The sequence below is a fragment of the Candidatus Nomurabacteria bacterium genome (genome assembly GCA_023898425.1).
Lineage (GTDB): Bacteria > Patescibacteriota > Patescibacteriia > 2-12-FULL-60-25 > 2-12-FULL-60-25 > HK-STAS-PATE-2.
In genome coordinates this window covers 211,448-233,963 of sequence record CP060222.1, presented here as the reverse complement: position 1 = coordinate 233,963, position 22,516 = coordinate 211,448, and the positions used below count along the sequence as shown (strand labels likewise).

The following is a 22,516-nucleotide window of genomic DNA, read 5'->3' as shown; positions in this document are numbered from 1 at the left end:
CCCTACAACAAACAGAACACCCACACCAGAGACCTGGTGTGGGTGACAGTTAGATCCCGCGAGCGGGGCAAGCTGACGCATCCTCGAGCCGTAATACCGTACCCAAAGGCCCAGCAACGTCGTTAAGAGCATCTGCATCAATTTCGTAGATCTGATTAGCCGAATAGCCGAATGCCTGAAAGGTATTCCAGTTATAGATCGGCCTACGACGACCATTAGAAACGACATAAACGGCAGGCGCACCACGTGCTTTGACAAGTGACCCTTCTTGCATCCGCACAATACCCTGAACGGGGTAGAGGCGTCGCAACGAATCAAGCTCAGTCTCGTCAAACCAACCAATATTGTCCGCAGTATACCCATGTGAGAGCAAGGCTTCCCATGAGACAAAGGCATCACGGTGATAGACGTTTTGCCTATCACCATAAAAGAGATAGACGACTGGACTATATTGGCTTCGTCCAACGAATGGAACACTCCCCGGTTGCTGACGAAAGCGCGGGCGATATTCATCACTGATAAAGTAGCAGGCTTTTTCTTGCTCTGTGATCAAGAGAGGTCTTTGCGTAAAACCCTCTTGCTCTGCTGTAAGCGGCTCGATGGCATGCAGATCTGATCCGTTGGCACTCACCACATACCTATTACCAAGCGGATCAATGAGATAGCTCCCCGCAGGGTGCGACAGAATAGACCTCTGAAACTGCATTACCTCATAGAGAAATATCGCTGGATCAGCAAAGAAACGACGCTTGGACGGATTACTATCATAACCCCTCATCCAATACCGACCATCGACGCGTTGAGCTTCGGCAGCACTTTGAAGCCGAATCCCCAAATGCAGATGTTCAGCACCGTCACCATTTAAGGCATCGGTTTGCACTACACCGATGCGATCTTGCGTAGTAACCATGTCACCATTGCGCCAAGGCTGTGTTACACCATCTGGTGTAGCAGCCATCAGGTGACCGTAAATCGAGAGAAACGTCGTAACCAACGTTTTCCTTCCATCGCCTGATGTTACCGAGATGGCGCGATTCAGCGTATGCTCAATAGCGACAACCAAGGTCCCATAGCCACTAGCGGGGCCGTAATAAACAATACGACCACACATGATGGGATAAATGGATTCATCTACTCGATAGGCAATATCGCGACCAAGATGCGCCCCCGGCCCGCCACTAGCGAGAAATACTCGTTGTGCATAGAGACGATTAAAGTCTCTTTCTGTTGTTGGATACCTGACGGTACCACCACAGTTCGCCACGAGCGCCTCAGAACTTGCGTCATAAGGATCTTCAACGTCCTGATACGTTGAGTCCGTGACGCAGCCATGGAGAGCCGTGAGAAAAAACACCCCTAACCAATACACCCAAGCAAATCTTGTCATAACACCAACTCCTTGTGATAACGACATGTTACCGCTCTTAACTCCGTTCAATAAAAAAAGAAGGCCGTCAAGCCTTCTTTTGTGTATAACGTTATGCGAGTGGCTGAAAACCAAGCAAAGATTTATGCGAAATCGTATAATCAATCGATCGTTTTAATCCATCGTCCAACATCACAAGAGGGATCCAGTCAAGCGTCTCTCTTGCTTTAGCAAGCTCAGGCAAACCAAGCTCGGTCATAAATAACAATGATCCACTAAACTTAATCGTAGATGACGATCCCGTCATTTGTAATATACGCGTCGCAACATCTACCAATGGGATATCTACATCACTTCCAAAATTGATCGGTCCAGGATTCTGTGGGATATTCATAAGCTTAACAAGTCCATCTACCAAATCTCCTACATACATAAGTGATGTACGAAATGTCTCATCACCAAAAATCTCTAAATCCTTGCCCTCTAAAGCGTTCGTGATGAAATCAGGAATCATCTGACCATCATAGAGCGGCATACGTGGACCATAGGTACGAAAAATACGTGCAATACGTACATCAAGCCCGTGAACTTGTGTATAGGTTGAGCAAATCGTCTCACCCCATCGCTTGCCTTCATCATAACAAGCACGTGGTGATAAAAGATCATTTGCACCAAATTCTGTCTCGACAAATCGATGACCGTCCACTGGACGCGCACCATAAATAACCGATGATGAGGCATGCACAACACGCGCCTTATAGCGCAATGCGAGATCTAATGCTTGTCGTACACCAACAGAGTTTGTGTAGAGCGTTTGCATGCGATATTGCTCAAACTTCTTTGGACTCGTTGGACATGCGAGATTATAGATCTCTTGAATCCCCTGAAACTTAATACGAAAACGCGCAAGCTCTGGATAGGCTTCGGGATCAAACGCTTGCGTCATATCATGACGAATAAATTCAAAGGACGGATGACGCAAAAGATGGTCAATGTTTTGCTCTTGACTGGTAACAAAATTGTCTAAACAAATAACATTTGCACCTGCATTTAATAATTCTTCACAAAGATGTGAGCCGATAAAACCAGCGCCACCCGTTACAAGAATATTTTTTTTATCAAAGATGATTTCAGACATAGTGATTAGGAAAACATGGTTCTTTGTTGACGACGTGAGCGTGCGTATTCAACCATACGAGTAATACCGTCCTCTAATCGCACTAAAGGGATCCATGACAAAATTTGTTTTGCTTTTGTTAGGTCAGGAAGCCCTGGCTCCTGAAAAGAGCTAACTGCCGTAAAACGTACTCGTGCATTACCTCCTGTGATCTTGGCAATGAGAGAGGCAACCGATGACAGGTAAATCTCTTGATCTGAACCAAGATTAACTACCGTAACGTCAATCGTTGATCGCATATGACGTACGAGTCCATCGATAATGTCGGAGACATAGCAAAGCGCGATCTTTGCATCTTCGGGGGCAGAGAGCTCAATATCTTTACCATCAAGACCAGCATTAATCATGTCTGGCAATAAGTTACCATCATGCAATTTCATACGTGGGCCATAGGTACGAAAAATACGTGCAATTTTTACATCAATACCATAGACATCAGCATAGGTAGAAAGAATCGCCTCGCTAAAACGCTTACCCTCGTCATACGCACCTCTTGGCGTAAGGTGATCGATCAAACACGCATCAGACTCAGAAACATGATCTTTGTCCGCACGACGTGGACCATAAAGTGCCGAAGATGAGGCAAACAAGATTTTTGCTTGATGTGCAACAGCAATATCCAAAACATTTTTTGTCCCAATAGAATTGGTTAAAACAGTTGCGACTTTAAATTCTTCAAAATGCTTTTTCGAAATAGGAGAAGCAAGATGATAAATCTCTTGAATCCCTTGAAACTTGATTTTGAAACGTTCTAACTCAGGAAAATCACGCAAGTCAAAAGGCTTGGTGATATCGTGGTTGATGAGCTCAAAGTGAGGATTTTGTAATAAGTGATTGATATTCTCAATATCACTCGTAGAAAAATTATCAATACAGATAACGTGATGGTCTTTTACAAGCGCATCACAAAGATGTGAGCCGATAAAACCAGCTCCACCTGTTACAACAACATTTTTTCGTTCAAAGATCGGATTCGCCATAACGCTGATTATAGCAGGTTTACCGACCCAACCAAAAGCGAAAGACCCTCCCCCATTGTGGCTCTTGTCCAATTGCGGGTTTTACTGATTGAGAACCAGCAAGCGAAGCCGTTGAAAGAAGCGCTTTTTTTAGGGCTTTTTCTGCATTTAAACGCCCGTATCCAAGCTGCCCTTTTTGACCTGGGGCAATACCTGGCTCGATAGAATCTGTTGTCGTTAAAAGAACTTGTCGTATCTCTGCACCGGTGAGTTTTGGATTTGCTGATGCAATAAGTGCCGCGGTCCCTGCGACCATTGGTGAGGCAACACTCGTTCCTGTTAAGCCGGCAACATGTGTATAGGTCTCGGTCTCTTCGGAGCCGCTTGGTAAATCAAGTGGATGCGCTCCAATAAGCTCATGGCCAGGTGCTGCGATATCTGTACACGAAGCACCAAAGTTTGCATGTGGCGCATGCTGATCAATAGAGTCCGTCCCCGTTACTCGAATAAACGTACTTGTTTTTGTATCTTTACCGTTACATGCAGGATACACCGAGACTTCGTCAAGATTCTGCCCTTCCACAGCTCCGCTATTACCAACGGCTGCAACAATCACAATCCCTCTTTGTTGAGCTTCGTAGAGAGCAAAACGCACTTCGTCATTATCTTCAAAGCCCGTTACGCTGATATTCATGATGCGTACATTTTTTGCTGTTGCATATCGAATAGCAGATGCCAGATTATTATTTGCACCAAAACCATCACCATCTAATACCGTGATAGGTAAGATTTGGACATTTGGGGCAACGCCTGCCATGCCATAACGATCATTTGCTCTTGCGGCAATAATCGAGGCCACAGCCGCACCATGGCTGTAGGACTCATCAAGTTGATGCATAACCTTCATTGGCTGTGTATCGGGTGAATCGTTTACAAAGTTCCAACCATGAACATTATCAATATAACCATCATTATCATCATCGATACCATTGCCGGCAATCTCATAGGGATTTGTCCAGATGGCATTTGCAAATTCAGGCTGATTCATATCAATACCCGTATCGATAACCGCTACAACAACAGCAGGATCACCCATAGTGATATCCCAAGCCGCCGGAACATGCGTTTGACGCAAACTCCATTGCTGAGCAAAGAGCGGATCATTCACGGTCGCCGCAAATGCACTTGTTGGGATTGCGCTTAAAATAAAGAGAAAGGTGAAATATCGTAATGGTTTCATAGCTGGACAGGTTGATCTCCAAAAGTCTACACTTTAAACAGATTTCTCGCGAATATGCTTACAGGAAGACATAGACTCAAAACACTAGGATTTGTCCTTGGAGACTTGGTCTTTTTTCAGTTTGCAATGGTGATAACCCTCTTTGTGCGTTACGGAACATTTCACCAAGAACAGTGGTCGCTCCACGCATTGCCATTTTTTCTCCTCTCATTGATCTGGGTCGTAGTATTTTATGTTTCTGGCTTATACGGTTTTCTTCTTATTAGAGAGCCGATTAAGCTTTTTCGTCAGTACCTTGAAGGAATGCTTGTAAATGTTCTTATTGGGTTTGCCTTCTTTTATTTACTCCCCTTTTTCGGGATTGCTCCTCGACGTATCCTCGTTATACAATTTGCTGTTTTTCTCTTTTTTGGATATGTGTGGCGGATCATTGTTGGTCATCTTTTATCAAGAAACGCTACCCCAGCAATCACCGTCTATATTGGTCCAGCAAGTGAAGCCATGCCAGTAGCGCGTCTACTAGAAGAGAGCCCTCTTGGGTTAAAACTCACACATGCTTTTATCACGGGAGGCATGGCAACAAAAAATAGCTTTTTTGAAACCTATGAAGGACTACAACAATGGGAGGATTTTCTCGTCATGCATCGTGTTCAAACGATTGTACTTGGGGCGTCACCAGAAACACACGAGTCTCTACGTAATGCCGTGTATCAAGCAGTGTTCTATCCAATCACTATCTTAGACCGCGCAGAAATCGAAGAAGCAGCGACCGGTCGTATTCCTCTTCGTTATGTCAATGAAGCTTGGTTTCTTCATCATCTTAAAGAGGCGGACAAAGCTTGGTACGAGATCGTAAAGCGCGGCACAGATGTTTTGATGGCCATCCCTTTTGGCATCATCACCATCCTACTCTACCCTTTGATCGCTGGGATTATTAAAGTCTCGTCACCAGGACCTGCGCTCTATAAACAAGTACGCGTTGGCAAAAACGGCCAACGATTTACCCTTTGGAAATTTCGTACCATGCATCTAGACGCTGAAAAAGAAGGTGCGCAATTTACCTCAGATGCAAAAACAGATCCGCGATTATTTAAAGCAGGTCGCATACTTCGCCAATTACGTCTCGATGAATTACCGCAGATCTGGAATGTCTTTATTGGTGATCTCTCCTTTATCGGCCCTCGACCAGAAAGGCCTGAGTTTACTGCACCACTCGAAGAACAGATGCCTTATTATAAGTTGCGTCACCTTACACGCCCTGGACTCACCGGCTGGGCACAAGTTTCGTACTTAATACCAACGGCTGTACTCGAAGACAACTTACGTAAATTACAATACGATCTTTTTTATATTAAACATCGCTCATTATTTTTGGATACCCTTATTCTTCTAAAAACCATTGGCGTCGTCTTACGTCGTCAAGGCACTTAAGTCATGTCTATTCTTCAACAACTTGAGCATCGACTTAAAATCAATGTACGTGAGCATGCAAAAAATAGTAGCTTGCTCGTCGTAGGTTCTTTTATTGCTGCTATTTTTGGCTTAGGAGTAAATATTTTGTTTGCTAATACCCTGAGTAAAGAGGTTTTTGGCGAATACCGTTTTATCTTAGGTTTGTTAAATGCTTTTAATAGCTTTGCATTATCCGGAATGAACATTGCCGTTGTCCAAGCGGTTGCAAGAGGGCATGAAGGGGCTTTAGCGAGTTCTATCCGCTACCAATTAAAGTGGGCTATACCACATGCTATCGGAGGCTTTATAGCCGCCTCTTTCTTTTACGCTCAAAGCAATACGACGGCCGCCTTTTGTTTAGCGGCGATTGCCTTGGTGATGCCGGTATCGAATGCCTTTAATACCTATACTGCTTTCTTACAAGGAAAAAAAGCGTTCGAAGCTTTTTCTACTAGCAATGTTATTCAAGCGCTATGTATCTACGGGACGATTGCTATTGCGCTTATTGGTACACAAAGCCTTATCGTTATTACGCTAGCAAATATTGGCGCCACTTTGCTAACGAATTTGCTATTTCACGCTTATACCGTCTATCGCTACAAACCAAATACCTCAACCGATAAAGCCACCATCCCCTATGGTCGTCATATCTCTATCCTTTGGGGGCTTCGACTTGCTGTTGATCAAATAGAAACATTTCTCATCCACGCAATCCTTGGTCCGGCATCCCTTGCGGCCTTTGCCGTTATTACAACCATTCCAGAACGCTTAAAGGGCTTTATAAAAATAGGCCCATCAGTGGTTTTACCAGATTATGCAAATCGAAACCTAGGTGAAATTGTTCCATTGTTACGTAGAAAAATGGCGTTGCTTTTTGTTGGTCTCAGTTTTACTGCCTTGGGTTATGTCTTGCTTTGCCCGCCGGTATTTACGCTCATCTATCCAAATTATACAGACATTATTCCTCTCGCACAGCTATACGGGATCAGCTTTCTTTTTGGTCTTTGGTCGATACCGCTCACCATCCTCTTTTCTCAACAAGAGTCCGATACTTTAAGCAAAGTCCTCGTCACTTCATCTATACTTCAAAGCGTCATTATGGCGATTGGGTTATTCCTTGGCGGATTGGTCGGCGCCGTTATTGGTAAGCTCCTTTTTCAAGCTATCCAAATGTTGGGATATCAGATCGGATTAGAGTTTGCCGCCAAACGTCAGATCGCTCTCGCCTCTACCAAATAACCAAGCGGCCAATTCTGAGCTTGCTTTGGACGAAGACGAATATACCATCCATCTAGCGCATAACAGATAGCAAAAAATGGTAATGACATCCAACCAGGCACAAGCGTCTGCCACTGTGCCAAGGCAGCAGTGAGCGGACCCTTGCCTAACACAAGAATCGAACGAATCGAAAACCCAGCATCAGTAAAGAGTACGCGCAATCCAGATTCGGTATAACGAAAATAATCATCTGGATCACCATGTACTCTGTGCAAAAATGGCACCATCAAGATAAAGCGTCCATCTGTTTTTATAACACGACGAACTTCAGACAAGACATGCTGTGGACGTGCGACATGTTCTAGTACATTAAAACAGATAGCGGCATCGTATCGCGCCGTCTCACAAGGGATTGTGGCAGCATCGGCGACAATATCAGCGCCTACGGAATCCACGATATTTAGCACCTCGACCATTCTTACATCGTCGATGGCCAAATACCGATAATAACTCGCCATTGGTACCCTTGTGCCTCCTACATCCAGTATACGGCCACTTAATGCCGATATTCGAGGCAATGTGCGATTAAAAGCAGATCTTGTTAAAGAAGAACCTTTTAACAGGTCTTGAACAGTCTCTGCAAAGCGCATATGGTTTAACCGTATGCTATCTGATGGGTAAAATGCCATCAACTATGATCTATCCTAATAAGCAGGCATTGATAGCCGCAACCATCACTCCATCAGATACCGTTCTTGATATTGGTTTTTTAGGCCAAGGAAAAACACCTGCCGACTCTCATTGGTTGCACAGAACCATCAAAAAGATCGCAAAAGAAACCTATGGTTTAGACCTGCAAACTTACGAAACAAATCTGCCGCAAGACGAAGGACGCTATTTCAAACAGAGCGCAGAACACTTTACCCTCCCAGTCACCTTTGATGTCATTTTTGCAGGTGATCTTATAGAACATCTTTCAAATCCTGGATTATTTTTAGATGCATGCAAAAAACATCTCAAGCCAAATGGCCGGCTTATACTCACAACACCAAATACCTTTAATCTCTTTAATATTGCCGAAAAACTCACCAAAGATGAACCTACAGTAAATAGCGATCACACGTGTTACTTTAATAAAAAAACTATAAATGTCTTACTAAGAAAAAATGGCTGGACAACGACATCATTTGATACCGTTTACTCACTCGAGCTTTCACACCAAGAAAGCCTAAAGAAAAAGTTTTTAAACATCTTGTACCGAGGACTTTCACGTCTAACAGAAAAATATATTGAAACACTTGTTATCACGGCTGTACCAGAAGTTAATTCTGATTCTTCTTTACGCTAAAGTACAAATCAAAGGCAAATACGGAGGGCATCTTTTTTGCAAGCCAACGAAAAGGCAATCTTGTATAACCAGAAATCGTTATTGTGTTTGAAATCACAGATAAGACTCGTCTTAGTTCTTTTAGGTTGAATTGGGTGATATGCGTTGGATCAGAGATTGGCGTACCTTCACGTAACGCAAATAAATAACGCAAACGATGCTTTAAGAAAAACGCATTTGGTATTGTTCCAATAAAAACACCGCCTGGCGCTAATAAGCTTGAAACCTTTTCTGCAACACGTTGAGGATAATAAACATGTTCTAATACCTCAGAACAAGCGATAATATCAAATTGATGCCCTTGTAACTCACTCCAATCACCAAGTAAATCCATTTGAAATAACTCAGCTTGCGGTAAACGCTTTTGCGCCTCAGCTATTGCGGATGCGTCAATATCAACCCCAACAAGGGTAGAAGCAAAAGGTGCATAATGCCGCATCAAGGTAGCGTCTCGACATCCTAGGTCTAGGATACGTAAACCTTCTTTCTTTGGAAATTGAGATAAAAGCCATGCAGAACGCTCTTTTTCAAAAAGAGTAAAACCAAAACGCTCATTTTCTGCATGATGTTTTTGGTAGAGCTCCGCAATGTGATTATTCATATCTCGTAAAGAGGTTTGCAAGACGCTCAATTTGACCTCGCATCGAATGATCACGAATAGCCAACTCACGTACACGCTTAGCGTATCGAGTGCGTTCTTCGGAGGCAAGAGAAAGAATCTTACGTATTGCACGAATACGCTCTTCTGGTGTTTCGGCCACCATCCAGCGCCACTCTAATGGCACGGTATGACAAAGACCACGTGTTGCAACGACCGGAATCATCCCCATCATCATAGATTCCACAATAACCTTATCAAGACTTCCAGAATAGGCATTTACTAATACGTCTTGCTCAGCAAGCAAAGATGGAATCTCATCATACGACAAACCCTTTATCCAACGAATATCCTTTCTACCAACACATAAATCTTCGATCTCTTTTTCGTAGTCTCTGTCTAGAGCGGGACCTACAATAGTTAATTGCGCTTTGCCACCATAAGCGCCTTCGCGAATAAATTCACTCACTATTTCTTTTACCCCCTTAATTCTCTGAACGCGACCTAAGACAAGCAATCGTAGCATCGCATGTTCTGTTTTTTCATGCACCAAAAAACGAGATTCATCGATCCCCTGACCTAATCGTTCTGCCATCATTGCTCGACCTGGGTAGGCTTCTGGTACCGATGTTACAACGACTGTTGCTATCTGTTCTGCAAAAGGCAAAAGCTTATTTGGCTTATAGTGGGCATACCAAAATACAACTGGTTTTGCTAAAAGTCTCCATAACCAACCACATAAGAGAACATAAATAGCGTCCGTACGCACAAAGACACCATCATACATTTTTCTGCGTTGCCATGATGTACGTACGAGTGTCCAAAAGGCTTCGAGCTTTGACCTCGAGCCTGCTTTACGCATCGGGATAATGGTTATATTTTTTGGCAGATCATGTCTACCAACGCGCAAGGCAAGTACCGTTATTGCATCAAAATGATGTGAAGCTTCTTTTAACCATTCATGAAAAAACCCGTTTAATGGATCATCTAAATCAACGGCTTGTATCGTAATCAAAATATTCATAGCATTGATTCAAAAGAGTCACGGATAGACTGAGTCATTTGTTCTGGTGTTGGTAATGCGAGAGCATTTTTTTGCGCTTCTCGACCTAAACGTGTAGCAACTTCTGGATGCTGAAAAAGAAAACCTATCGCCTTTGCGAGAGCCTCCGAATTATTGGTAGGAATGACTATCCCAGAATGATCATGAATAATAACCTCTCCCGCACAACCAACATTCGTCATCACAATTGGTTTTGCGGCAGCCGCAGCTTCGATAACAGCCATACCCCAGCCTTCAAATCGTGACGGTTGTACTACTATAGACGCCCATTCCAACTCATCGCGGATATGAGGCAAAGCACCCCTAAAAACCACCGAGTCACTTAATTCAAGAACATGAGACTGAGCAATAAGCGCTTCTTGCAATTTGCCTGTGCCGACAATATGCAACCGAGCTTCTGGAAAAATTTTAATCAGCTTGTGCCAAGCTATCAACAACGTATCCATACCTTTTTGCCACTCTAAACGTCCTACGCACAAAACGGTTTTTGCCTCTTGTTTCGCTGGTTGAAGAGCTGCATACGCTGAAACATCCGTCGCGATAGGGATCTCTATGACTTTTTTTGGATGCACGCCTAACTTTGTGGTAGCCATCACCCCCCTATGACTTACTGTTCTGATTTTATCAGCGCGTTTTGCGATATGACGAGCAATTGGCGTAAACAAACGTTCTTGAATGGTTTTTAAACGTGATACAAAAAACTCGCTATGATCTTGCACATAGAGTTTTGCGCCCACATCACGAGCAACGCGCCAAGCGATCAACCCCGTCCACAAAAAGTCCTGTCCTGAAACAATCTGCACATGTTTTTGTTGGGCTAAATTTTTTGCAAGCTTATAACCACGCATCAACGCTATGAGCTTATTTGATCCACCCGATAGATGGACACGAATATTTGGCGCAATTTCACTTATTGATGACGATCCAACCGATAACACAACCATATCACAATCCCAATCACGAAAATAAGCGATTTGTCGCTTAGCTGACACCGAAGCGGGGTCAGCAAGCGTTCTATCTAATCCAATGGCAAGTATCTTCATACTACTTCATTAACAATACACTATAAAACGCCGTTGTTGTCTTTTTCTGTGTTGCAAAAACGTTATCAAAAAATAGTGCGATATAATCAAGAGACTTTCTCATAAGCGCTTGGCCGGGAAAGAAAAATGACATCGCCAAAAACCAACCGCCATGTCTCACGATTTTGTATGAGGTAAATGACTCCCCAAATAGCTCAAGCGTATCATCAAAAAAACGCCAATAATCTTTATAGGCTCCTACTCCTTTTCGTGCATGGTATGGATACGTCGATGGTACCTGTAAAAACAACAGGCCACCGGGCTTAAGAATACGATGGAGTTCTATTATAGCGACGTTCGGATTTTTTACATGCTCAAGCACTGAGCGGCAAATAATCGCATCAACGCTTGCATCCGCTAAAGGGATAGCATGAATATCCCCTACAATATCAGGCGAATAATCAGACGAAATATCCATGGTTTCATACGCTGTATTTGCAAAGAGTGATTCGTATGTCTTCATCCCCTTTTGAAAACGAGAACCGCCACCCACATCCAAAACACGATCGCGTTTTGCGATTTCTTGCATACATTCTCGTTCAAATTGTTCGTGAGCGAATTTCATATATTTTTACCTTTTAACACAGCCAACGTACTTGTAGCCATATCTTCAAATCGCCATATGGAGCGTTTATACTCTTGTGTAGTTTTCTTTTGTACGTTTTGGATTGCGTTTAACCATGCGACACGATCAAGATACGGTAGCACTGTGATCAAAGAGCCAAATTGCTCGACCGTTTCTGGATTACCACCTTTATCACTCACAAAACATGGCACACCCATTGAGGCAGCCTCAGCGACGACATGTGGATATCCTTCGTAACCAGAGTCTAATAAAAAAGCATCGCTTAGCGCGTATTGCTCCGCCATTTGATCGCGAGTAAGTGTACCGCGATAGTCTATACGCTCTTTTACGGGCGAGGCTTCGATAAGAGACCTCCAAAGTTCTGCATCTGGCCCAGAACCCGCAATAACCAATCGATGCGTCTCAGACGTATCCTCCCACCATTGAATAAGCTCTTTCACCCCCTTCCAAGGCACCGCCCTCGCTGCCGTAAAAAAAATACAATCGTTATCCCCTTTTTCACGTAGTGAAAGAGGTGCCGCGCGAATAGCGCCGGCGGAGAAAGCCTTCAGCGGTTCTTGCGCATTCAAAATAACCTTAATCCTATCTGATGGCACTCCCCATCTCTCGACAACCGTTTTAAGATAACGACTTGGTGTGATGATGTACTTTGCCTGCCGCGCCGTCCAACGTTCGACAATCTCCATCAAACGGATCTTGCCTTTATGTTTGGTTTGTAAAAACTCATCTAATAATGCCGTTTCACCATTTTGCTGTGCTTGCTCCCAAGCATAATCCCCTACGATTTTCATTACCGTGGGTTTACCTGCAAGTTTAGCGGCAATTGTCCCAGGAAGCCCTTCAGAAACCGGTCCTTGTACATAAACGATATCCATCTGCTTTGCTGCTAGGTAAACGGCTTTTACATAATGCACATACCGACTAAACAATGACCCATTGCGAGAAATGCGTACCACTTCGTTACCAGGCGCGTCGCTATAACAAATAACCGTTACTTGATGACCTTCTTTTTTTAACCACGTAAATAATGCCTGCGTATAACTCGCAGGACCTCCTGTGTCTGGCGGATAAATACCCGTAGCAAGAACAATACGCATATTCTAGATCGAGCGAATCATCTTTCCGATATCTTCGGCGATGTTTTCCCAGTTATAGCTCTCGGATACTAACGCAGAACCTCTTACGATCAAGGTATCTCGCAAGCCTGGTACATTTTGTATTCGTAATACCGCCTTTGCAATTGATTCTGGATCCCGAGGCTGACAAAATACACCCGTTTCTCCATCCTGAAGAAAATCCGGGATGCCCCCAACAGGAGTTCCGATAATCGGAAGCCCAACAGCCATCGCTTCTAAAAATGAAATCCCCAAACCTTCTGAAAGTGACGGTCGGCAAAAAATATCACAGGCCTTTAAAACGGATGGTAGTTTTTCATGAGAAAGACCTCCTAAAAAAACAACACGTTCGGTAAGTTGCTTTTGTTGTGTGAGTACGCGTAATTTATCACGATCATCACCATCACCCGCGATAATGAGCTTATAGTTTTTTGGCAAAAAAGTAAGCGCTCGAATAAGATCATCGGTGCCATTTTTTAACACCAGTCGAGATGCTGTCACAACAAGAATATCTTCTTGTGATACTCCCCACTGTGTTCGTAATGCAGATAATGCACTTGTATCTTGCGGAGCAGTAAAACGCGCAATATCAACACCGTTAGGGATAACAATTGGCACGCCTTTAAAGCCCATCTTTACCGCCCAATCAGCAAGAAAATGACTGATCGCTTGCACAGCATTCGCTCGCTCAAAGATCTTAACAAAAAAGCGATGAAAAATACCCACACGCTTTGCGATATAGTCGAGCGGATCCCCTTCTTGCAAGGTAAGTAACATTTTTGCTTTTGGACGTACCCAAGTATAGACAAGTGCCGCAAAGCCACCATAACTTGCCATGAGTGACCAGATGACTTGCACCTCTTCCTTCTTTGCGATTCGCAAAGCACGCCATACACCAAAACAAGGGAGCAAGTATTTATCAACAGGCATTCCAAAACCGCAACGATGAACAATCGCATTACCAAATCGTTCCGTTCTTGCTAACCCCGGTTGGATTTTTGCGGTAATGACATGAAACTCCCACTCGTGAAGACGATCAGTAATTTCTTTCATGGCAACTTCAGCACCCCCAACAAGTGGAAAATAGGCCGTAGAAAAGATAAGAACTTTTTTCATATTAAACGACGGTTTTAAAATACTCGATGGTTTTTCTTAGTCCTTCTACTAATGGAACTGAAGGCTCCCAGTCAAGCTCTTTTTTTGCTAGATCGATATGTGGTTTACGTTGCTTAGGGTCATTTTGTACCGCTGGATGGTAGGTAATCGTTGATGAAGTTGGTATTTGTGCAATAACCATTTCTGCGAGCTCCTTAATCGTAAATTCAGACGGATTGCCGATATTTACTGGCCCTGTAAACCCTTCTTTTTGCATCATCTTGATCATTCCATTGATAAGGTCATCAACGTATTGAAAAGAGCGCGTAAAGGACCCGTCACCGTAGATAGTAATATCCTCACCCCGTAATGCTTGTACGATAAAATTCGAAACAACGCGGCCATCGTCCATCGCCATACGGGGGCCATAGGTATTAAAGATACGAATCACACGAATATCGATACCAAATTCACGATGATAATCAAAGCACAATGTTTCGGCACAGCGCTTTCCTTCGTCATAGCAAGCGCGTTTTGAAATCGGGTCAACATTCCCCCAGTACTCCTCATGTTGTGGATGACATAAAGGATCGCCATACACTTCTGATGTTGATGCCTGAAGAATCCGTGCCCCGGTTGTTTTGGCGAGGTCTAGCATCTGGATCATCCCCAAAACGTTGGTACGCACCGTAGCCACTGGATCAAATTGATAATGCTTTGGCGACGCTGGACATGCTAAATTAAAAATCCAATCTACTTGAGCAAAAAACGGCAGCGTCACATCACGCTCAACAAAGGTAAAACGTTCATGATGAGCAAGATGCTCAATATTTTTTTTAGACCCTGTAAAGAGATTGTCGAGACAAATAACATGATGTCCATCGGCAATCAAACGATCGCAAAGATGTGATCCGACAAATCCCGCACCACCTGTTACTAATACACGTTTGGAGATCATAATAATAGAAAAACCCTAGCACTAAGTACTAGGGTCGTCCACTTAATTTCGCGGGCCTTTATAGGTACCTGTAGCCACCTGACTCGTCGAGGTAACACTCGTATTTGCTGGCGTTGCCGCAGCCTCGGTTGTGGTCGTAGCTGCCGGCGTCGTAAGAATCGTTGTATATTCTGCCATAGTGTTTTGATCGATTTCACTTGCAGCTTGTAAGAAGGCGTCTCTCCACTCAATCTTATTTGCTTGATGCAAGCGAACAGCGATTTGACCGTATTCTGTTGCCGTTAAACGCGGAAAGTAATCCGTATTTGCAAGCTCTCTTATAAAGCGATCAAATACCGCTTGATCATTTGAGACAATGAGCGCGTCCGTCAAAACGGTAAGTTCACGTGCATTTGTAAAGCGATATGGGTAAGCCGCTGTTTGAGACTGCATAATCGCAGCGACACCACCGTCTACATCTTTTTTATCAAATAAGAGTGAGAGGCCGTAATTCCAGAATGGTTCACCCGCATCTGGATCAAAAGTTGTGACGTCTTTTAGAATCGCGAGCGCATCATCTACACGACCAGCCATAAGATAGAGACGCGCAAGACTAAAGTGCAATTGCTGACGTTGTGGACTCAATTTTATCGCCTCTTTGTATTGGTCTAATGATACTTGGCCTTCTGGAGCATCACCAACAAAAGCTTCTTGTGCTAAACGTGCCAAAATAAAGCGTGGATGCGTATTTTTTGGATGACGAGAGATTTCTTCGAGGCTAAGCTCTTTTGCTAACTGATACCCGTCCTTCCAAATCGGTGATTGTACCGCCGAAGGCTGTGCGCCCGCAATTGAAATGAGATTTCTGGATAGCAAGAATGATTGCTCATCAACATACGGTGTCCAACCGTAGTCTCTCGCTTGTTTTGCAAGGTCGATACCCATTTGTGGGTTTGAGCTAATAAGACCATTGGAACGTAAAGCGATACGCGAAATATTGAATGGTGTGATTGAATATGCCCACACAATAAAGAGCGCAGCGAGCGAAATCGCGCCATACGCAATCCAAGGAGCTTCGTGACGACCTTCGGCCTCTTCTTTTACTTCTTCTTTGGATTTTTCACCAACAAAGTCTTTTTGTGTTGCACCTACAACGAGAGCAAAGAGCAAATAGCTCATGGTAAATCCAGCTGGGTGGTCAAAGACAAAAAGATTTTGTACAAAATACGCTATCGGTAAAGAAAACAACATTGCCGCAATAGGTAAATCGATCCAGCCTTTTTTATAGGCTCTCCAGGAGGAGTAGAAAATCGTAATATAAATAGCAATGAAGCCAATAAGACCAAAGAGCCCAGTCATCGACATCACATCTAATACCGTATTATGCGCACGATCAAACCACGTTTCGTACTGACCAAAGCGTAATGATTGTGGGTTATAGTGCTGGTTAAAGATGATGTGGAAATTATCAAAACCCCAACCCGTCAAAGGACGCTCTTTAAAACCCTTCCAAGCAATATCCCATGCAATAAGACGCGTGGTAATCGTCGCTTGAAAATCCACAAGACGATAAAGCGGTGAAGCTTTGATAAATGGTACATCGCGAGCTACATAGAGCCCTCCGTATCCAATAGCGAGTGCTGCCAAGCCACCAAAAACCGCAAGCTTATGTTTTTTGCTCTTTGAGAAAACCCCGATATAAAAAGCAAAGGCCAATAACCCAACTGCCAACCCTACAAGAGCACCACGAGATTGTGCCAAGAAAAACGCGATAATGGCCAAAAGAGCGATAAATCCATAGCCCCACTTCCAGCCTTTGGATTTTTCTTTCCACCAAAGCAGACCCAAGAAGAACAGGTTAAAAATCTGATACGCTGCCATGTAAATTGGATTATCCAATAATCCACCCACACGAGGACCAGCAGGAAACATCAATAAATTTGGATTAAGCTTTTGCAACATCGCGATTATCGCCATAAAACCACCAATACATACCTCAAAACGCAAAAGCTTTTTCCATTCATCCCAAGTACGAATAACGCCCGTAATCATCAAGAACCACGCCAAGAAATGAAGGAGGGTAAATAACCCATTCATACGCTCTTGATTACCCCACCAAGCACGCATTGGATCAACAGCAAATAATACCGAAAGCGCTACCGCGGCAAAATACCAAAGTAATGCACCCGTAAGTAAATGCTTCTTAGGACGATATGCAGGCTCCATCCATGCCAAGGCGATATACGCAGGAAACGTAATACCGATAAGTACCTGTAAGAAAATGAGTTTAGAAAAGACAAACGGAAAGATAACAACCGGGATAAACATCGGAGGCACAAGTAAACCCCCATAAACACCGAGAAGCGTAATAGCTTTAAAGAACTTGATAGCAGAAGAACGATTCATAATGATGTATAGGATACACCGTGAGGCCACATGAGCACAACGTACGGGGTGCCACTCACCCAATTCATCGCGTTGCGATAAATATCCCTCTCTGTGAGAGAGGGTGTTCGGAGGCCGCGACTGATGGCAGAGCGTACGTTATTTTTTATAAAAAATAACGTACGCTCCAGATCAGTCGCAGCCTTCCGAACACCCTCTCTCCACAGAGAGGGACCGGCTCTTTGCTTTAGCAAAAGCCAGGGTGAGTTGCGCGAAGCCGCGCCACAACCTCCCTCTCTCATATAAAACCTCATCATTCGTAAAGCGAATCACCCGCAAACCATATTCTTCTTGTAAGACGAGCGTTCTTTCTTCATCTCTTTCAACCTGTGATTCATGGATCTTGCCATCCATCTATCAACAACAAGCCTTAATTCTGTGCAATAAAAATCAACAATAAAATGTTACCAAGAGGTTTTTGTCTACGCCAGGTAAACATATGAAATGGTGGTTTTTGAGAACCTCGTACCAAAAGATCTTTTCTGCCTGAGTTTGGTTTTTCTTAGTTCTTGTGAGCGCGCTTTTAAAGCGCGGTTATAGTTAGCGATGATCATATCTACCCCGTTCCATATGAATGGGGGCATCGTCAAGCCTTCGCGCTACTCACCCAATTTATACCTTCGGCATAAATGTCCCTCTCTGTGAGAGAGGGTGTTCGGAGACAGAAGATCCCCCTCCAAAAGGAGGGGGATCTTCTGAGGCTACATCAGAATTCTGAAAAACCTCTCTCCATAGAGAGGGACGATTTTCATCTTTGATGAAAATCCGGGTGAGTTATTAAAAACCCCGCCGTGAGGCGGGTTTTGTGAGACAGAGTCTTAAACGCTATTAGCGTGAAAGGCTTGTGCCTGCGAGGTCCTCGAGATAAACATCGTTGATCCAGTCTTGTGACGAAGGACCAGCAAATACATCTGAGTGAGGAATTTCTGAGTTGTCGGACCATGCGAAGAAGACATCGTCTGCTCCGATTTGTGCGCCAACTGTACCAGGAGCTGTGATTACGCCAGTGAGAGTACCGTTTACGGTATCACGAGCGAAGTCAACACTAACCTGATCACCAGAAACTGAACCAGCGACTGAAGCTACAAGTGTGTAGACAACGCCGGAACCACTAATGTTCTCTTCATTTGTGAAGGTTACGATTACTTGGTTACCAGCGAAAGCAGCCGGAGCATTAAGGTCAACACCATTTTCGTCTTGAATAGAAACATCCGATGTGTTCATAAGTGTAGCACCTTTCTTCAAACGGAAGTTTGAAAGAGCGGTAGCACCACTAAAGTTTACATCGAAGGTCATTTCTTTCAATGCAACAGCACCATTAGCATCAGCAGAGACCTGGAACTTGTGTAAGTCCTTGTCTGTACCATTTGTCAATGTGCTTGAAGCAAGAGCTTGGCGAGTAATAGTTGGTTTGGTCTTGCGAACAACAAACTGATTACCAACGATTGCTGCACCTGCTGGTGCATACAAACGGTCACCAGAAGCTTGACCGATCAAGCGAACGTTAAGGTTACCTGCGTATGCAGCATCCCATTCACCTGCTTGGAGGTTGTATTGGATACCAGCTTGGACAAGGTTACCAGAACGAGCGATACCTGCACCTGGGTTGGCAATAACACCTACGACTGGTTTAAGTTTAACCCAGATTTCGAAGGTTGTATTACCATCCTTAGGTACCATGATAGGAGTTGTGAGGATAATATCCTTATCGACACCTGTGTTACCTGCAGGAAGAGTCGTTTCACCCTTTACAGCACCGCCTTGAGCGATAGCAATCGAAGCAATAGATGCTGATTCGATGGTGTTAGGAAGTGTTACAGCAACACGGTCAATAGCAACTTCTTCGTACAATGCGGTTGCTTTGTAAGAAGAGATGTTTTGCCAAGTTGAGCCGTCAGCAACGAGAATCGTTGATTGACGAAGACTGTTAGCAGTAACAGTTACGTCACCACCGGTCTTAACGTTTTGAGCTGAAGCGTTAGCTGGAGCTGCGTTTGTACCGGTGAGCGTCAAAGTGTTGTTGTCTGCATCTTCTGCAACGATATCCGTTACATTGCTTGCAATACCAACACGGAAGAAGTCACCCGTACCGGCAGTTACCGTTGAGTCAGCAGTACACTTAACAACAAGGGTCTTTGATGAACCAGCAGCAACTACCAGGTTCATATTTGTGATCTGGATTGTACCATTGGTTGAATCAAGGCTTTGTGTTGTACCAAGCACTGTCTCACCGTCATAAAGGCTACAAGCCGTTACAACGTCTTTGAAGTTAGCAACGCCGACAGGACCAGCGCCAACCTTACCTTCACCGGTAAGTTTGATCGAGCGAACAGTAACATCAGATTGCGCACCAGAAGTGAGCGTGATGCCTGTTGCAGGAATCATCTGTTGCTTTTAACGGCAATGGATGAAGCTGGGTTAGCAGCGAGAGTAACGTCAAGACTTGAAGTCTTAACCGTCATTGGGTTACCCGCAATATCACTATTAGGGATAATTTTTGCTACATCAAGGTATTCACCCGTTGCAGTGATGCGAACATCATTTGCACCGAAGAGAGCACCGTTACCAAGCGTTACACGGTATTGATTACCAAAGAATTCTGCAGCACCGTCCTCGTTATTAGCAAGGTCAGCTGTAATAGCAAGATTCATCGTTTTCCCTGCTGGGATGTAGAATGATTCATTGAGATTAATTGCAGTCTTCGAATCAGCGTTCGTGTAAACCGAAGGAGTCGTTGGACCCATCAAAGTAGCGTTTGTGTCAAGATTCTTCACGCGAAGATTGCGGAAGTAGTCTGTACCAGACGTACCTTTAAGAAGAGCACCAGAGAGACCTTCAACTACGAAGTCGAGGTTACGGATTTCAACATCGCTCTCTGAAGAGGTGATGGAGAATTTGAAGAATGGTACGTTTTGCGTGCCTTTAGCAACGTTACCAGTAGCTGGGCCGTTAGCAGCGATCGTAAGAGCGCCACCTTCAACGTCAACAGAGATAAAGTTAGAAGCCGTACCATCAAAACCAGAAATATCAACAGAAGCGCCGGAGTTGTAGAGCTTGTCTACAGCATAAACGTCAGTTGTGTATTCGATAAAGGTCTTGATATCACGATCCGAGCGACCAGAGATGTCCGCCTTGAGGGTGAACGTACGTGTGGTGCCGTTAGGGATAACAACTGCTGGGTTGAAGTTCAACACAATCTTATCACCCATGAGGGATGAAGCTGAAGCTACCAAAGTTGCACCTTGGTAAAGATTCAAGTTCTTAAGATCTGAGTTTGAGATTGAACCAGCTTGGAGAAGCGTAATACGGCGGACTTCGATGTCGTTTGTATTAGCTTCGAGCTTGAAGTTGGAGATTTCAGCTTGAGTCGTGCCCGTGTTTGGGTTCGAAGGCGTTGTGCCCTTCGTTACATTAAGAACACCAGCTGAGATTGTACCAACCGTGAACACGTTACCAGCAACTGGGAAGGAGCCGGATACAACACCACCAGTCATGACAGCAGAAGCGTCAATGATTTGGAATGAGTGCTGACCACCAACCTGTACAGGAGCAGAGAAGTCACCTGTTACAACAAGTGATTTTGTCTGACCAGCAGCGAGGGAGATGTTCAAGTTGTTAAATTCAACTTCGTTTGTCTGTGAGTTGATCGTGCGACCCGTCGTAAGACGTGCGCCGTTCGCGTCATAGAGGTAAACGTTTGCAAGATCTGATGTTGCACCAACACCAACGCGGCGAAGACGGAGACCACTGATGGTCGCAGCTTCTGAACCTGCAGTGAAGTTGTATTTAGCAAGCATTACAGATGATGCGTTCATAGGAACGACCATACCAGCAGGTGTGTCTGAAGCAAGAGCTACAGTGATGCTGCCGGATACAGGCGTACCTGCACCGTAGATAACGTCAGCAAGACGACCTTCACGAGCCGTTACGTTTGAACCAGCCGCGTAAGCGATGGTCGTAGGGATTGTGAAAGCAGCGTTGTAGCCGTTTGAAGCAAATACGGAGTCATCAGAGATCATGCGAGCTTTACCAGCGTCGATAACCCATTTTGAACCGTCTTTGGAAACAACTGTACCGTCAGGGTGAACAGCCGTTGAAACGGATGTGCCGACAGTGTAGTTGATGAAGAAAGCATCAGGTACGTCAATGACGCGCTGTGCCCAATTGTCACCGTAGAGAGCCTTAGCGATAGCTTCGGACTCAATCCAGTGGAAAGTACCATCGTGTGATACAGCGTATACTTTAGGATCTGTCGTTACCTTTGCGAGGTAAGTACCAGGGCGAAGAGTTACGTTGCCACCAACAAAGATGGATGCGAGTTCTGAATCCGAAATGGTCTTAACGGATGAGAAGTCTTTGAACCAGGAAAAATATGTCTTCTCGTTAGGGAAAACATAGCGCTTACCGTCTGTGTGGTAATAGTACACAGCAGGACCGGAAGCCTTGATGAGGTCACCAGCAGTTGCAGCTGAAGCAATTGATGGAAGTGCAAGAGCACCAGCACCAACGGACCATGCAATGGTCGTCGCAGATACAATACCGGAGAAAATCTTCTTAAACATGTAGTATTTGGGCCTTATGGCCAATTGCGTCCGCCAATAGATCCTTAATTGAATCATAGAGGCAGGGCTTAGGAAGGTTTTGAATGAAGTGCCCTGATGCATTCGAAGGCGAATGCTCGACGTTTATAATCTGGGCCTTGGCGGAATCGAGCGCGAGCGGAAGCACAAGGTACTTGCTGGGATGAGTAAACTCATCGGAGCGATAGATTCCCCCGCTCGTCAGGGCTACCCTGC

Annotated in this window: 19 protein-coding genes; 3 read left to right on the top strand and 16 right to left on the bottom strand. The window is 44.4% G+C overall.

What is annotated here, in order from left to right; translation table 11 throughout:
- Positions 1-49: 49 nt before the first annotated feature.
- The 4 genes from H6759_01340 to H6759_01325 all read right to left on the bottom strand — a co-directional run bounded on the left by H6759_01340 (position 50) and on the right by H6759_01325 (position 4,742).
- Positions 50-1,414 (bottom strand): M23 family metallopeptidase, encoded by a 1,365-nt coding sequence (locus H6759_01340; protein USN52704.1) that lies wholly within the window; start codon positions 1,412-1,414, stop codon positions 50-52.
- A gap of 64 nt (positions 1,415-1,478) precedes the next feature.
- Positions 1,479-2,504 carry an SDR family NAD(P)-dependent oxidoreductase gene (locus H6759_01335; protein USN52703.1) on the bottom strand — a complete coding sequence of 342 codons (1,026 nt, stop codon included), beginning with the start codon at positions 2,502-2,504 and terminating at the stop codon, positions 1,479-1,481.
- A 5-nt stretch (positions 2,505-2,509) separates the two neighbouring features.
- The gene (locus H6759_01330) at positions 2,510-3,523 is read right to left on the bottom strand and encodes an NAD-dependent epimerase/dehydratase family protein (GenBank protein USN52702.1); all 1,014 of its coding nucleotides are present in this window, start codon (positions 3,521-3,523) and stop codon (positions 2,510-2,512) included.
- Positions 3,524-3,542: 19 nt separating this feature from the next.
- Entirely contained in the window at positions 3,543-4,742 is a 1,200-nt protein-coding gene (locus H6759_01325; GenBank protein USN52701.1) for a S8 family serine peptidase, read from the bottom strand.
- Between the two features lie 54 nt (positions 4,743-4,796).
- Here H6759_01325 and H6759_01320 point away from each other — a divergent pair, with 54 nt between their 5' ends.
- Both H6759_01320 and H6759_01315 read left to right on the top strand, forming a co-directional pair.
- Complete coding sequence (locus H6759_01320) at positions 4,797-6,173, top strand: sugar transferase (protein ID USN52700.1); 1,377 nt, start codon at positions 4,797-4,799, stop codon at positions 6,171-6,173.
- Positions 6,174-6,176: 3 nt separating this feature from the next.
- Positions 6,177-7,433: an oligosaccharide flippase family protein gene (locus H6759_01315; protein ID USN52699.1), complete on the top strand. Its 1,257-nt coding sequence runs from the start codon at positions 6,177-6,179 to the stop codon at positions 7,431-7,433.
- On the opposite strand, the gene H6759_01310 is transcribed toward H6759_01315, so the two are convergent.
- Positions 7,406-8,062, bottom strand: coding sequence for a class I SAM-dependent methyltransferase (locus H6759_01310; protein ID USN52698.1), 657 nt, complete (start codon positions 8,060-8,062; stop codon positions 7,406-7,408). The genes H6759_01315 and H6759_01310 overlap by 28 nt on opposite strands.
- A 32-nt stretch (positions 8,063-8,094) precedes the next feature.
- Between H6759_01310 and H6759_01305 the strand changes: the two genes are divergently transcribed.
- Positions 8,095-8,760: a methyltransferase domain-containing protein gene (locus tag H6759_01305; protein USN52697.1), complete on the top strand. Its 666-nt coding sequence runs from the start codon at positions 8,095-8,097 to the stop codon at positions 8,758-8,760.
- Here the strand turns inward: H6759_01305 and H6759_01300 are convergent.
- The 11 genes from H6759_01300 to H6759_01250 form a co-directional block, all read right to left on the bottom strand.
- Positions 8,735-9,400: a class I SAM-dependent methyltransferase gene (locus tag H6759_01300; protein ID USN52696.1), complete on the bottom strand. Its 666-nt coding sequence runs from the start codon at positions 9,398-9,400 to the stop codon at positions 8,735-8,737. The two genes, H6759_01305 and H6759_01300, sit on opposite strands and share 26 nt — an antisense overlap.
- Complete coding sequence (locus H6759_01295) at positions 9,393-10,421, bottom strand: glycosyltransferase family 4 protein (GenBank protein ID USN52695.1); 1,029 nt, start codon at positions 10,419-10,421, stop codon at positions 9,393-9,395. The genes H6759_01300 and H6759_01295 overlap by 8 nt, the downstream gene beginning before the upstream one ends.
- A complete protein-coding gene (locus tag H6759_01290) occupies positions 10,418-11,503 on the bottom strand; it encodes a glycosyltransferase family 4 protein (protein USN52694.1) in 1,086 nt (361 codons plus the stop codon). The genes H6759_01295 and H6759_01290 overlap by 4 nt, the downstream gene beginning before the upstream one ends.
- 1 nt (position 11,504) lies before the next feature.
- Positions 11,505-12,107: a class I SAM-dependent methyltransferase gene (locus tag H6759_01285; protein ID USN52693.1), complete on the bottom strand. Its 603-nt coding sequence runs from the start codon at positions 12,105-12,107 to the stop codon at positions 11,505-11,507.
- Positions 12,104-13,225: a glycosyltransferase family 4 protein gene (locus H6759_01280; protein ID USN52692.1), complete on the bottom strand. Its 1,122-nt coding sequence runs from the start codon at positions 13,223-13,225 to the stop codon at positions 12,104-12,106. The genes H6759_01285 and H6759_01280 overlap by 4 nt, the downstream gene beginning before the upstream one ends.
- Before the next feature lie 3 nt (positions 13,226-13,228).
- Complete coding sequence (locus H6759_01275) at positions 13,229-14,359, bottom strand: glycosyltransferase family 4 protein (protein USN52691.1); 1,131 nt, start codon at positions 14,357-14,359, stop codon at positions 13,229-13,231.
- A 1-nt stretch (position 14,360) separates the two neighbouring features.
- Positions 14,361-15,296 carry an SDR family oxidoreductase gene (locus tag H6759_01270; protein USN52690.1) on the bottom strand — a complete coding sequence of 312 codons (936 nt, stop codon included), beginning with the start codon at positions 15,294-15,296 and terminating at the stop codon, positions 14,361-14,363.
- Between the two features lie 42 nt (positions 15,297-15,338).
- Entirely contained in the window at positions 15,339-17,681 is a 2,343-nt protein-coding gene (locus tag H6759_01265; GenBank protein ID USN52689.1) for an O-antigen ligase family protein, read from the bottom strand.
- A 171-nt stretch (positions 17,682-17,852) separates the two neighbouring features.
- Positions 17,853-18,074: a DUF559 domain-containing protein gene (locus H6759_01260; GenBank protein ID USN52688.1), complete on the bottom strand. Its 222-nt coding sequence runs from the start codon at positions 18,072-18,074 to the stop codon at positions 17,853-17,855.
- Positions 18,075-18,548: 474 nt separating this feature from the next.
- The gene (locus H6759_01255; protein ID USN52687.1) at positions 18,549-20,105 is read right to left on the bottom strand and encodes a hypothetical protein; all 1,557 of its coding nucleotides are present in this window, start codon (positions 20,103-20,105) and stop codon (positions 18,549-18,551) included.
- On the bottom strand, positions 20,102-22,282 hold the full coding sequence (locus H6759_01250) for a hypothetical protein (GenBank protein USN52686.1): 2,181 nt from the start codon (positions 22,280-22,282) through the stop codon (positions 20,102-20,104). Before H6759_01250 ends, H6759_01255 begins: the two co-directional genes overlap by 4 nt.
- Between the last annotated feature and the right edge of the window lie 234 nt (positions 22,283-22,516).